11 protein-coding genes are annotated in these 12,183 nt (G+C 60.7%); 7 read left to right on the top strand and 4 right to left on the bottom strand.

From position 1 onward, the window contains the following. Positions 1-185 precede the first annotated feature (185 nt). The 7 genes from F3J28_RS05615 (at position 186) to F3J28_RS05585 (ending at position 7,727) form a co-directional block, all read left to right on the top strand. Entirely contained in the window at positions 186-425 is a 240-nt protein-coding gene (locus F3J28_RS05615) for a DUF2554 family protein (RefSeq protein WP_039302993.1), read from the top strand. Positions 426-543: 118 nt separating this feature from the next. Further along, positions 544-2,169, top strand: a complete 1,626-nt coding sequence (locus F3J28_RS05610) for a TIGR04028 family ABC transporter substrate-binding protein (protein ID WP_166873558.1) — start codon at positions 544-546, stop codon at positions 2,167-2,169. 9 nt (positions 2,170-2,178) lie between these two features. Continuing rightward, positions 2,179-3,123: an ABC transporter permease gene (locus tag F3J28_RS05605; protein ID WP_166873556.1), complete on the top strand. Its 945-nt coding sequence runs from the start codon at positions 2,179-2,181 to the stop codon at positions 3,121-3,123. Beyond that, positions 3,120-3,980 carry an ABC transporter permease gene (locus F3J28_RS05600; protein WP_166863704.1) on the top strand — a complete coding sequence of 287 codons (861 nt, stop codon included), beginning with the start codon at positions 3,120-3,122 and terminating at the stop codon, positions 3,978-3,980. The genes F3J28_RS05605 and F3J28_RS05600 overlap by 4 nt, the downstream gene beginning before the upstream one ends. Continuing rightward, on the top strand, positions 3,977-5,596 hold the full coding sequence (locus tag F3J28_RS05595; RefSeq protein ID WP_166873553.1) for a dipeptide ABC transporter ATP-binding protein: 1,620 nt from the start codon (positions 3,977-3,979) through the stop codon (positions 5,594-5,596). Before F3J28_RS05600 ends, F3J28_RS05595 begins: the two co-directional genes overlap by 4 nt. Then, positions 5,593-6,639 (top strand): putative FMN-dependent luciferase-like monooxygenase, encoded by a 1,047-nt coding sequence (locus F3J28_RS05590; RefSeq protein ID WP_166873550.1) that lies wholly within the window; start codon positions 5,593-5,595, stop codon positions 6,637-6,639. The genes F3J28_RS05595 and F3J28_RS05590 overlap by 4 nt, the downstream gene beginning before the upstream one ends. Further along, complete coding sequence (locus F3J28_RS05585) at positions 6,636-7,727, top strand: alkylhydroperoxidase domain protein (RefSeq protein ID WP_166873545.1); 1,092 nt, start codon at positions 6,636-6,638, stop codon at positions 7,725-7,727. The genes F3J28_RS05590 and F3J28_RS05585 overlap by 4 nt, the downstream gene beginning before the upstream one ends. A 69-nt stretch (positions 7,728-7,796) precedes the next feature. On the opposite strand, the gene paaK is transcribed toward F3J28_RS05585, so the two are convergent. Genes paaK through F3J28_RS05565 form a run of 4 tightly spaced genes read right to left on the bottom strand, consistent with a single transcriptional unit; the run spans position 7,797 to position 12,181 of the window. Beyond that, positions 7,797-9,113 (bottom strand): phenylacetate--CoA ligase PaaK, encoded by a 1,317-nt coding sequence (gene paaK / locus F3J28_RS05580; RefSeq protein WP_166873542.1) that lies wholly within the window; start codon positions 9,111-9,113, stop codon positions 7,797-7,799. Positions 9,114-9,136: 23 nt separating this feature from the next. Then, positions 9,137-10,345 carry a 3-oxoadipyl-CoA thiolase gene (gene pcaF, locus F3J28_RS05575; RefSeq protein ID WP_166873539.1) on the bottom strand — a complete coding sequence of 403 codons (1,209 nt, stop codon included), beginning with the start codon at positions 10,343-10,345 and terminating at the stop codon, positions 9,137-9,139. Then, a complete protein-coding gene (gene paaI, locus F3J28_RS05570) occupies positions 10,342-10,767 on the bottom strand; it encodes a hydroxyphenylacetyl-CoA thioesterase PaaI (RefSeq protein WP_008461417.1) in 426 nt (141 codons plus the stop codon). The genes pcaF and paaI overlap by 4 nt, the downstream gene beginning before the upstream one ends. Next, positions 10,757-12,181, bottom strand: coding sequence for a 3-hydroxyacyl-CoA dehydrogenase (locus F3J28_RS05565; protein ID WP_166873536.1), 1,425 nt, complete (start codon positions 12,179-12,181; stop codon positions 10,757-10,759). The genes paaI and F3J28_RS05565 overlap by 11 nt, the downstream gene beginning before the upstream one ends. Positions 12,182-12,183: the final 2 nt, after the last annotated feature.

The raw sequence follows: 12,183 nt of genomic DNA, 5'->3' as shown, positions 1-12,183 counted from the left end.
CTTATCCCCAAAAGGGGATAAGGTGGAAAACAAACGACAGTGAATTTTTTATCCCCTCACTCCTCAGAGGAAAGAAAAAACAAGCTTCCGGGTGTTTTTATCCCCTATCCCCTTTGGGGAGAGGGTTAGGGTGAGGGGCGCAAACAACAATGGCTCAAGAAAAAACACCCACGAGGCGTGGCAAGATGGCAATAAAACAACCGCTCAACATTATCCTGTTATTAATTGTTACCGCACTCTTCTCCGGCCAGACCATGGCTGAACGTCACGGACATGAATACTTCGTGGTGAAAGATATGGACATTCAGCTTAGCCACCAGGCAGACAGCGACGAACTGCGCCAGGCGGCAGAAGATTCCGCTGATGATTTTCGCGAACACCATCATGCGGTCACCCACAGACGGCCAGCCACCTATTTACGTTAAGTCGATTTTCAACAATCGTTAGTAAATTTTCTTCGTTCTCATCCTTTATTGCCTGAGTTGTTATGGGTTTCAAGGCGCTGCGTGCGCCGCTAACAATCAGACAATAAAGGATAACACCATGCCATCATCGCCTCGCCAGAATACGATCGCTCGCGGTCTGGCATTAGCAGCAGCCTTTGCTGCTTTCAGCCCCAGCGCCGCCCCGGTAAAAGGCGGGGAATTGGTCTACCTGGAACAACAGGCTCACACTAACCTTTATCCTCCGGCCGGGGGCTTTTACCCTAACGGCGGCATCCTGAACCAAATTACCGACAAACTGACCTGGCAAAACCCCAAAACGCTGGAAGTGGAACCGTGGATCGCCGAATCCTGGACCAGCAATGCCGACAAAACCGAATACACCTTCAAGCTGCGCCCTGGCGTGACTTTCTCCGACGGCACCCCTCTGGATGCCAGTGCCGTGGCCAAAAACTTTGATACCTACGGCCTCGGTAACAAAGCCCTGCGCCTGCCGGTATCTGAGGTGATCAACAACTACGACCATAGCGAGGTTGTTGACCCGCTGACCGTCAAATTTTTCTTCAAAAAACCGTCACCGGGATTTTTACAGGGCACGGCAACCATCGGCTCCGGCCTGGTTTCCCTGAAAACGCTGTCGCGCACCTTTGACGAGCTGGGCGATGCCCGCAACATCATCGGTTCCGGCCCGTTCGTGGTGCAAAACGAAACCCTGGGCCGGGAAGTCGATCTGGTCGCGCGGAAAGACTACCAGTGGGGGCCGAAAAACAGCCCGCAGCAGGGGCCAGCTAACCTCGACGGCATTAAGATTCTGGTGACGCCGGAGGACAGCGTACGCATCGGCGCGCTGCTGGCGGGCCAGGCGGACTTTATTCGCCAGGTGCAGGCCTATGACGAAAAACAGGCCACCGATCAGAAGTTCCCCATTTACGCCGCCCCGACCCGAGGCGTGAACGACGGCATAGCGCTGCGCCCGGATAACCCGCTGGTCGCTGACGTCAAAGTTCGTCAGGCGCTGCTGCACGGCACCAACGCTCAGCAGGTTGTCGACACCCTGTTTTCCGCCAACTATCCGGTTGCCACGTCGGTGATCGCCAGCACCGCAGCGGGCTATGTTGACCTGCGCGACAAGCTGAAATATGACCCGGCGCTGGCAAACAAACTGCTTGATGAAGCCGGATGGAAAAAAGGCAGCAACGGCATTCGCCAGAAAGACGGCAAGACGCTGGCGCTGACCATTTACGAATCCCTGCCGCAGCCGCAGAACAAAGAAGTGCTACAGCTGGTTGCCCAGCAGTGGAAGCAAATCGGCGTGGGCCTGAGCGTGCGCGCCGGGGATGCCGGTAGCCGGGTGCTGGATACCAACGATCCGCAGAAAACCGGGGTTAACGTCATCGAAGTGGGTCGCGCTGACCCGGACGTGATCAAAAGCCAGCTCCATCCGGCCAACCGCGATGCCCTGCTGCAAAAAGGCGGCCTCAGCGCCGCCTCCCAGTTTACCGACGACAAGCTGAACGCCCTGCTGGTGGGGATCTCTTCCGAAGTGGATCCGCAGAAGCGCCTGGCGCTGGCGGGCGATGCCCAGTGCTATCTTATCGACCAGGCCTACGTCATCCCGATCTTTGAAGAGCCGCAGGTCTTTGCCGGTGCGCCGTGGCTGAAAGGCGTGGCGTTTGAAGCGGTCGGACGCCCGTCGTTCTATGCCGCCTGGCTTGAAAAACACTAAGGGGCAACCATGACACGTTATCTGGCCGGGCGCATAGCCCAGGCGTTGCTGGTACTGTGGGCGGCCTATAGCGTGTCGTTCATTCTTCTGCAGCTCTTGCCGGGCGATGCCGTCCTGATCAAATTCCAGAACCCGGATCTCGGCCTGAGTGCCGAACAAATTCAGGAGATGCGGGTGATCTATGGCGAAAGCACCCCGCTCTGGCAGCAATATTTGACGACGCTCGACCATATGCTGCGCGGTGAGTTTGGCTACTCCATCGAGGCTGGAGTGTCCGTCAGCCAGCTGATTGCCGCCAACCTTCCTTCGACGCTGCGGCTGGCCGGGCTGGGTTTTGCCGCCGCAATTATTCTTGCCGTGGGCATTTCAGCGGCCTCAACCCTCGCCCCGCTTCGCTGGCTGAGAGCGCTCTTTGCCAACCTTCCGGCGCTGTTCATTGCCGTCCCGACGTTTTGGCTCGGCATTGCGCTTATCCAGCTGTTTTCCTTCCAGTGGCGGCTGATCCCGGTGATCAATCCCGGCTTCTGGCAGGGGCTGATTTTGCCGGTCGCCACGCTTGCGGTGCCCATTAGCGCCCCGCTGGCCCAGCTGCTGATGCGAAATATCGACCAGGTGCTGACTCAGCCGTACGTCGCCGTTGCCAGGGCAAAAGGCGGCAGCCGCGCAGGGGTACTGTGGCGGCACGTGGCGCGCAACGCCCTGTTGCCGGTGCTGACCGTGGCCGGTTTGCTGCTGGGCGAGTTGATTGCCGGGGCGCTTATCACCGAAACCGTCTTTGGCCTCAACGGCCTGGGCCAGCTGACGCAGCGGGCGGTGAATAATCAGGATGTCGCCGTGCTGCAGGCGGTGGTGATGATCTCCGCCCTGAGCTTCGTGGTCATTAATCTGCTGGTGGATGTGCTTTATCCCCTGCTCGATCCGCGCCTTAAGTCTATTCGGGGAGTCACCGCATGACGACTGTTGATATCAATACCCCGCTGCCGCGCCGGGCGGTAAGCCGCTTTTCGGGCCTGCGCGCTAACGTTCAGCCCGGTCTTTGGCTGGCCTGGTTAACGCTGATTATTGTCGCGCTTTGGGCATTGTTCCCGGCGCTATTCACTCAGTGGAGCCCAACCGAAGGCGTCCCGGGCGCGCAGCGCCTTGCACCTCAGGCCGGACACTGGCTGGGCACCGATCAGCTTGGCCGCGATCTCTACGCGCGAATCGTCTGGGGCGCATCGCATTCGCTTTCCGGCGCGCTGGTCGCGGTCGCGCTCGGGCTGGTGGTCGGCACTGCACTTGGCGTCCTGGCCGGGGCAACCGGCGGCAAAACGGAACACGCGCTCATGCGAGGCGTGGATGTCCTGCTGGCGATCCCCGGTCTGCTGCTGTCGCTCAGTGTGATTATTCTGCTTGGATTCGGCACCGTAAACGCCGCCATCGCGGTGGGCGTGACGTCTATTGCGAACTTTACCCGCCTCGCCCGCGCGGAAGTGGTTCGTATTCGCCACAGCGATTACGTCGAGGCGGCGGTCGGCAGCGGCGGCACCTTCCTGCAGGTGCTGTGGCGCCATATTTTGCCGAATGCTTTGACCTCCGTGTTCGCCTTTGCCGCGCTGCAGTTCGGCTCCGCCATTCTGGCGCTGTCTACGCTGAGTTTTCTGGGTTATGGCACGCCGCCGCCAACGCCGGAATGGGGCCTGTTGATTGCCGAAGGTAGGAACTATCTGGCAACGGCCTGGTGGCTTTCCACCTTCCCCGGCGTGGTTGTCGTGGCCGTCGTGCTTGCCGTCAACCGTCTTAGCCACCATTTTGCCCGGAGATCGTCATGAATACACCGCTGCTAAAAATCACCGACCTGAGCATCGCCTGGCGCCAGCGCGGCGGTAACAAACGCGTGGTGCATAACGCCTCCTTTAGCCTGAACGCTGGCGAGGTGCTGGCGATTGTGGGCGAATCCGGCTCAGGGAAAACCACCCTCGCCCAGTCGATTATTGGGCTGCTGGGCGACAACGGCGTAATTGAATCCGGTGAAATTCAGCTCAACGGGGAAGCCATCAGCCGCTGGTCTGAACGCCAGCTCGATGCCCTGCGAGGAGCCAGCATCAGCCTGATCCCGCAGGATCCGGGCAGTTCCCTGAATCCGGTAAAAACCATCGGCGAACAGGTGGCAGAGGTGCTGAAACTTCACACGCGGTTGCCTAAAGCCGAGCGGGAAAGCCAGGTTGTGGCCCTGCTAGAAAAAGTGGGCTTGAGTCACCCGGCGCAGCGCGCGGGGCAATATCCGCACCAGCTTTCCGGCGGGATGAAGCAGCGGGTGCTGATCGCCATGGCTATCGCCCTGAAACCCGCGCTGATTATCGCTGATGAGCCCACCAGCGCGCTGGACGTTACGGTGCAGAAACGCATTCTTGATTTGTTGGATACTCTGCGGCGCGAGTCCGGTACGGCGGTGCTGTTTGTGACACACGACCTGGCGCTGGCCGCCCAGCGTTCCGACCGTATTCTGGTATTCCGCGACGGGCGAATCCAGGAGGCTGGCCCGACGGCTAATGTGGTTAAGCAGCCTAAAAATCCTTATACCCGCCAGCTGTTTGCCGATGCGCCAGGGCTGTCGCGCACGCTGCGAGCCTGGCCTTTACGCGCCCCGCAAACGGCGGCCATCGAAATCCGTAACCTAAGCCAGCACTTCTCCCTGGGGAGAGGCACTGACCAGACGCTCCGGGCTCTGGACAACGTGTCATTTACCGTAGCCAAAGGCACCACCCACGCGCTGGTTGGCGAGTCAGGCTCAGGTAAATCCACGCTGGCGCGCATTCTGCTTGGCTTCCAGAAGCCGGACAGCGGGCAAGTGCTGATCGACGGCATCGACACCACCGATCTCAGCCCGGAAGCGCGCCGCCAGCTCCGGCAGAAAATTCAGCTGGTGTACCAGAACCCCTTTGCCTCGCTCGATCCGAGCCAGACGCTCTTTCGCATCATCGAGGAGCCACTGCTTAACTTCGGCAAGCTGTCGAAGGCCGAGCGGCGCGCCAAAGTAGAGGCGATTACCGAACGCGTGGCGCTCCCGCTGGAGGCGTTGACCCGCAAACCTCGTGAGCTTTCCGGCGGGCAGCGGCAGCGCGTGGCTATAGCCCGCTCGCTGATTCTTGAGCCACAAATTCTGGTGCTGGATGAGGCCACCTCTGCGCTGGATGTCACGGTACAGGCACAAATTCTGCGCCTGCTCGACGATCTGCAGCAGCAGCTCGGCCTGACTTACCTGTTTATCTCCCACGACCTCGCCACCGTGCGCCAGCTGGCCCACAGCGTTTCGGTGCTGCGCGCCGGAGAACTGGTGGATAACGGCCCGATTGCCGACGTATTTAACGCCCCGGCCAGCGATTACACCTGGCAGTTGCTGAACGCTATTCCCGATATTGGCTTTGGCCATAAGGACGTTGCATGACCATTAAACGACTGGGCTTTTTTACCCGCCTGCTTGACCATGCCCCGGCAGCCGAACGCTACCGGCTGGCAACGGAACAAATTATTCACGCCGAATGGCACGGTTTTGATGCCGCCTGGGTGGCGCAGCACCACTTCCACGAAGCCGAAGGCGGCCTTCCCGCCCCGCTGGTGTTTCTCAGCCACGTGGCGGCCCATACCCGGCGCATCCGCCTTGGCACAGGGATTATTACCCTGCCGATGGAATCCGCGCTGCGCGTGGCCGAAGACGCGGTTGTCCTAGATCTGCTGAGCGGCGGGCGCTTTGAACTTGGCGTCGGCTCCGGCGGCACACCGGGCTCCTTTCCGGCATTTGGGTTACAAAGCGCGGAAAGGGGCAAAATTTACGCCGACAACCTCTCATTGCTGCGCTCAGCCCTGAACGACGAGCCGCTGGCGGGCACGGATAACCATCTTTACCCGGCCTCCCCGCAGCTAAAAAACCGCATCTGGCAGGCGACTTTTTCCGTTGACGGCGGCGCGCGGGCTGGAAAAGCGGGCGACGGGCTGATGCTTTCCCGCACTCAGCCTCGCCAGGCCGACGCGCTGGATACCCCGCTGGATGAGATACAAAACCCGATCATCGATGCCTATCTGGACGCCTTGCCCGACGGCGTTGAACCTCGCATCCTCGGCTCCAGAACCGGTTTTGTCACCGACGACGGCGAGCTGGCAAGGCAGCTAGCGGCCAAAGGTCTGCGCCAGCAGGCAGAGCAGCACCGGGCGCAGGGGCATCCGGTGCCGGGCGATACCCTGGATAGCCATATTGCCTCGTTTGACGTTCACCTGGGCACGCCGCAGCAGGTCATTGCCTCCCTGACGCGCGACAGCACGCTCCAGCGCGTGACCGACCTTTCGTTCCAGGTGCACTCCATCGATCCGCCGCATGCCTACATTTTGCGTTCTATTGAACTGCTGGCGCAGCAGGTTGCCCCGGCGCTCGGCTGGGTTCGCAGCAGCGCCCGCCCAACCTCTACCTCGTCATTGTCTAAGGAGTCATTATGAGTCATTCGGATTTGCTCAATCATCTGGCGGGCGTTATTCCCGGCACCGCGCTTGCAAAAGCGCGTGAAATCCGCGAGGCCGCCACAGCCCACGCGCAGGGCAGCTATGAGGCGCTTTTCGGTGAGGCCAGTTCAAGTGGCCTGAGCCTGCCAGAAAGGCTGCATCTCGCGAGGCGAGTGGCAGACTGGCACGACGATGCCCGGCTCACGGACCATTACGCCCAGCGTCTGGCTGGCCAACCCGCCAGCGAACGCTTTAGCGCTTTACTCGATCATGCCGAAAGACTGAGTTTCCAGCCGGTGCAGGCAGGCCCGCAGGACGTCCAGACGCTGATTCAGGCGGGCTTTAGCGAAGAAGAAGTGGTGACACTGTCACAAATTATTGGCTTCGTGGCCTTCCAGAGCCGACTGCTGCGCGGCCTGCGCCTGATTGGCGGCCAACCGGTTGACGGTGAACAGGTTCGCATTCCCGCCGCCGGCGAGTGGCACCGCCAGCCGTTAACCGCCAGCGGCAAATCCGCCCCGGTGACATTTACCCAGGCCGAGCTTAACTGGGAACCCTGGATAGCCGCCCTGCCTTACGCGGAATTCGCCCCGGAACAGCAGGAAACCCTGAAACGTTTTGGGCACCAGGACTCGGATTATTTCCGCCTGCTGGGCCGCAATCTGCCGGTGCTGGAACAACGCACGCTCACCGATAAAGGCATTTTCTATACGCCGGGCGGTTTGCCCCGCGCCGAGCGCGAACTTGCCGCCACGGTTGCCAGCAAGATCAACGGCTGCATTTACTGCGCCTCCGTGCACGCCCGCAAGGCCAGCCAGCTGTCAAAACATAACGAAGCGATTGAACGTCTACTGGCCATCGAACCTGGTGGGGCGCTGGGCGACGGGCAATCCCCTCGCTGGCAGGCAGAAATTAATTTTTCGGCGGCATTATCCGCCACTCCGGCAAGCGCCAATGCGCAACAGATACATGCCCTGAGGGAACTGGGATTAAGCGAGCTTGAGTTGTTGGATTTGGTGCAGTCCACGGCCTTTTTCGCATGGGCCAACCGTCTGATGCTGACCCTGGGCGAGCCGTATAACTGATTGCAGGCAGGCAAACGTGCCGGGGAAATATGATCCACCGGCACGCTTAAGTGAAACCGTCACGGATGATTAATGATTCGCCGCCTGACGAAGATCGCACACCCGGATAGCTTTTCCTTCTGAACGCGGCAGGCTGCCGCAGTTCACGATGGTGATATCCGTTGAAATCCCCACCATCGACTTAATGCGGTGGCGCAGCTCATGGCAAACCGCGCAGCGCTGTTCGTGGCTGAGATACAGGCTGCTTTCCTTCAGTTCCACCTTGATCGCCAGGGTATCCAGGTGCCCGCGACGATGCACCTCCAGCTGATAATGCGGCGCCAGGTGCTGGAATTTCAGGATCTCCTCTTCCAGCTGGGACGGGAACACATTCACGCCCCGGATAATCAGCATATCGTCTGAACGGCCGGTTATCTGATCCATTCGGCGCATGGTACGAGCGCTGCCCGGCAGCAGGCGCGTTAAATCGCGGGTACGGTAGCGGATCACCGGCAGCGCCTCTTTGGTCAGCGTGGTGAACAGCAGTTCGCCGTGCTCGCCGTCGTCCAGCGGAACACCGCTCTGCGGGTCAACGATTTCCGGGTAGAAATGGTCTTCCCAAATCGTCGGGCCATCCCGGGATTCCAGGCATTCCATTGCCACGCCCGGCCCCATCACTTCCGACAGGCCGTAGATGTCCAGCGCGGTAATGCCCAAGCGACGTTCGATTTCCGCCCGCATCGCTTTGGTCCACGGCTCCGCACCAAAGACCCCGACGCGGAGCGAGCAGCCGCTGGCGTCGCCGCCCATCTGCCGTTCCAGCTCTTCAATCAGGTTCAGGCACCAGGACGGCGTGACCATGATCATGTCCGGTTTAAAATCACGGATCAGCTGCGCCTGTTTTTCCGTCTGGCCGCCGGACATCGGGATCACTGTCGCCCCGAGGCGCTCTGCGCCGTAGTGCGCCCCCAGCCCGCCGGTAAACAACCCGTAGCCGTAGGAGACGTGAATTTTATCCTTTGGCGTTCCGCCTGCGGCACGCAGCGATCGCGCCACGAGGTTAGCCCAGGTATCAATGTCGTTTTGGGTGTAGCCCACAACGGTAGGTTTGCCCGTGGTGCCGGAGGAGGCATGAATGCGAACTACCTGCTCCATCGGCACGGCGAACGTGTCAAAAGGATAGTTATCGCGTAGATCCTGCTTGGTGGTGCACGGGAACAGGCGAATATCTTTCAGCTCTTTAAAATCGTCAGGGTGCACGCCCACGGCGTCAAATTTGCGCTTATACATCGGGACGTTGCTGTAGGCATGGTTCAGCGTCCATTTCAGGCGCTGCGTCTGCAGGGCCTGAAGTTCATCCAGCGATGCGGTTTCAATCGGTTCCAGCTTAGTTTCAGAGGTTATCATTATTAGGGTACTCGCAGGTTTGACTAGCTCACACGCTCAAGGACCAGGGCAATGCCCTGACCCACACCGATACACATGGTGCAAAGGGCATACCGCCCGCCGTGCCGGTGCAGCTCCAGGCTGGCCGTTAACGCCAGTCTGGCACCGCTCATCCCCAGCGGGTGTCCCAGGGCAATCGCGCCGCCGTTAGGATTCACATGCGGGGCATCATCCGGGAGCCCCAGTTGGCGAAGCACGCCGAGCGCCTGCGCGGCGAAGGCTTCGTTGAGTTCAATCAGATCCATGTCGTGGATGCTTAATCCGGTCATCTCCAGCACTTTACGAACCGCAGGCACCGGCCCCAGCCCCATCAGGCGAGGCTCCACGCCCGCCGTCGCCATCGCGACAATGCGCGCCTTAGGCGCCAGGCCGTGCTGCAGCGCGGCGGCTTCGCTGGCGATAAGCAGCGCTGCCGCCCCGTCGTTCACGCCGGAAGCATTGCCCGCCGTCACGACGCCGTTCGCGCGGAACGGCGTTTTTAGCGCCGCCAGCTGTTCAAGCGTGGTTTCCGCACGCGGGTGCTCGTCTTCCCTTACTTCCGTCACCGCGCCTTTGCGACCGCTTAGCGTGACCGGCACAATCTCTTCAGCCAGAATGCCTGTCTGCTGCGCGAGAGCGGTACGCTGCTGGCTGCGAAACGCAAACCGGTCCTGGTCTTCACGGCTTATTTTTAACAATTCCGCTACATTCTCTGCCGTTTCCGGCATGCTGTCAGTACCAAATTGCGCTGCCATGAGCGGGTTCACAAAACGCCAGCCAATGGTGGTGTCAAACATCTCGGCCTGGCGCTGGAACGGCGAGCTGGCTTTGCCCATCACAAACGGTGCCCGAGACATGGATTCCACCCCACCTGCCAGCATGAGCTGAGCGTCACCGGCTTTGATGGCGCGAGCCGCAAAGCCCACGGCATCCAGCCCGGAGCCGCACAGGCGGTTGATCGTGGTGCCCGGCACAGTCTGTGGTAAACCGGCCAGCAGCGTCGCCATGCGCGCCACGTCGCGGTTATCCTCCCCGGCCTGGTTCGCGCAGCCAAAAATCACGTCGTCTACGGCGCTCCAGTCGAGAGTGGGATAGCGTGCCAATAGCGCTTTTAGCGGCAGCGCGGCCAGGTCATCCGCACGCACGCTCGCAAGCGCGCCGCCGTAGCGGCCAATCGGGGTGCGTACCCCATCGCAAATAAAAGCCTGACTCATAATTTTTCTCCTGAAACCGTCGTCCCGATGCGATGGGCGCGGCCGCGAAACAGCGCCAGCGTCTTCTCGTCCTGATTAATGATCTCGATGTCGTAGACGCCCGTCTGCCGCCCCTGCTGGCGCACCCGAGCCACCGCTTTAAGCCGGTCCCCTGCCTTGCCGGGACGCAGAAATTCAATGCTGCAGCCGGAGGCTACCGCCGCCAGCCCCTGGCTGTTGCAGGCGTAGGCAAAAGCGGTGTCGGCGAGCGTAAACAACTGCCCGCCGTGGCAGGTCTGGTGCCCGTTAAGCATGGCCTCAGTGATGGTCATGGTGAGCAGCGCAAAACCGTCGCCCATCTCAACCACTTCAATGCCCATCTGTCTGGCGCAGTTGTCCCGCGCGTACATCACGCGGGCGTTATCCCAGGCGTTAGTGCTCATGTTGGTTCTCCAGCAGCGCGCGCTGGCGCAGTAAAGAGGTCGGGCGGTAGCGTTCTTCGCCGTAATGGCGCTGCAGATTTTCCAGCAGCGTGAGGATGTTTTGCCAGCCCAGCCGGGCTCCCCAGGCCAGCGGCCCGTGCGGATAGTTCACGCCGAGCTGCATGGCGGTATCGATGTCGGCTTCAGCGGCCACGCCTTTTTGCAGCGCGTCCAGCGCCTCGTTGGCGAGCATCGCCACGGTGCGCCAGGCCAGCATGCCGGGATAGTCGTTAATCACCAGCACCTGTTTGCCCTGCTGCTGGAAGTAATGGGTGACCTTCGCCAACTGCTGAGGCGTGACCGAAGCCGACGGCGCTAACACTTCCAGCGAAGACTCGGCGAGTCTGTCCCGCAGCACTACCGGGCGTTTCAGCTCGGCCGACATGGCGGTGGCCGTAATACCGCTGGTTATGGAAACGGCGATGTCGTCGATTTCAAGAGTTTTGCCGACCTGAGCGACCTGTTTAGCCGCCAGTTCGGCAGGCACTTTAGGCTGATACTCCGGTTTCACCTCAAGCGGCCAGCGGTAGACGCCCTGCCCGGTTTTCTTGCCCAGCCGCTTGCCAAGCACCAGTTCCTGCTGGGTGAGAGAAGGCAGGAAACGACGCTCCTGCCAAAAGGCGTTAAACACCGAGCAGGTGACGGCGAAGTTGACGTCCTGACCTATCAGATCCGTTAACGCCAGCGGCCCCATCGGGAAGCCCGCCCCGTCGCGTAACGCGGCATCGATAGCCGCCGCCGGGGCAACCTGCTCCTCCAGCGCGCGCCAGGCTTCGGCATAAAAAGGCCGTGCCACGCGGTTAACGATAAAGCCCGGCGTGGAATGGCAACGCACCGGCTGTTTTCCCCAGCGCAGAGCCAGCTCGCAAAGCCGCTCGGCGATCTCCGGCGAGGTTTCCAGGCCGCTGACCACTTCGACCAGTTTCATCACCGACGCAGGGTTAAAGAAATGCAGTCCGACCACGCGCGCCGGGTGGCTGATGCCGCTGGCGATGGCGGTGATAGAAATGGATGAGGTATTGCTGGCAAAGACGGTCTCAGCCCCGCAGACCGCCGCTAAATCGCGGAAGATGGCCTGCTTGACGTCAATTTGTTCGGCGGCAGCCTCAATCACCAGCGCGGCCTGAGCCAAATCTGCCAATGTTTCTGCCGGATGCAGCCGGGCAAGCGTTGACTGACGGAGCGCCTCGTCAAGTTTGCCTTTGCCTACGCGGGCGCTGAGTACGGTATCAATGCCGTCTATCGCACGCTTTGCTGCGCCGGGCTGAATGTCGTACAGCCACACCGGATGACCCGCGCTGGCGGCCACCTGGGCAATACCTGCGCCCATGGTGCCGCTGCCAATCACCGCAATCACGGCCTCAGGAGTTAACATAC

This window comes from Enterobacter sp. Ap-1006, assembly GCF_011752835.1.
Lineage (GTDB): Bacteria > Pseudomonadota > Gammaproteobacteria > Enterobacterales > Enterobacteriaceae > Cedecea.
The sequence above is the reverse complement of the archived record's forward strand: the minus strand, read 5'-3'. Positions and strand labels throughout refer to the sequence as shown.

What these genes read in the sequence shown, in the direction of transcription:
- F3J28_RS05615 (WP_039302993.1), top strand. Translation starts at nt 186, where the DNA reads ATGGCAATAAAACAACCGCTCAACATTATCCTGTTATTAATTGTTACC.
- F3J28_RS05610 (WP_166873558.1), top strand. Translation starts at nt 544, where the DNA reads ATGCCATCATCGCCTCGCCAGAATACGATCGCTCGCGGTCTGGCATTA.
- F3J28_RS05605 (WP_166873556.1), top strand. Translation starts at nt 2,179, where the DNA reads ATGACACGTTATCTGGCCGGGCGCATAGCCCAGGCGTTGCTGGTACTG.
- F3J28_RS05600 (WP_166863704.1), top strand. Translation starts at nt 3,120, where the DNA reads ATGACGACTGTTGATATCAATACCCCGCTGCCGCGCCGGGCGGTAAGC.
- F3J28_RS05595 (WP_166873553.1), top strand. Translation starts at nt 3,977, where the DNA reads ATGAATACACCGCTGCTAAAAATCACCGACCTGAGCATCGCCTGGCGC.
- F3J28_RS05590 (WP_166873550.1), top strand. Translation starts at nt 5,593, where the DNA reads ATGACCATTAAACGACTGGGCTTTTTTACCCGCCTGCTTGACCATGCC.
- F3J28_RS05585 (WP_166873545.1), top strand. Translation starts at nt 6,636, where the DNA reads ATGAGTCATTCGGATTTGCTCAATCATCTGGCGGGCGTTATTCCCGGC.
- paaK (WP_166873542.1), bottom strand. Translation starts at nt 9,113, where the DNA reads ATGATAACCTCTGAAACTAAGCTGGAACCGATTGAAACCGCATCGCTG.
- pcaF (WP_166873539.1), bottom strand. Translation starts at nt 10,345, where the DNA reads ATGAGTCAGGCTTTTATTTGCGATGGGGTACGCACCCCGATTGGCCGC.
- paaI (WP_008461417.1), bottom strand. Translation starts at nt 10,767, where the DNA reads ATGAGCACTAACGCCTGGGATAACGCCCGCGTGATGTACGCGCGGGAC.
- F3J28_RS05565 (WP_166873536.1), bottom strand. Translation starts at nt 12,181, where the DNA reads ATGTTAACTCCTGAGGCCGTGATTGCGGTGATTGGCAGCGGCACCATG.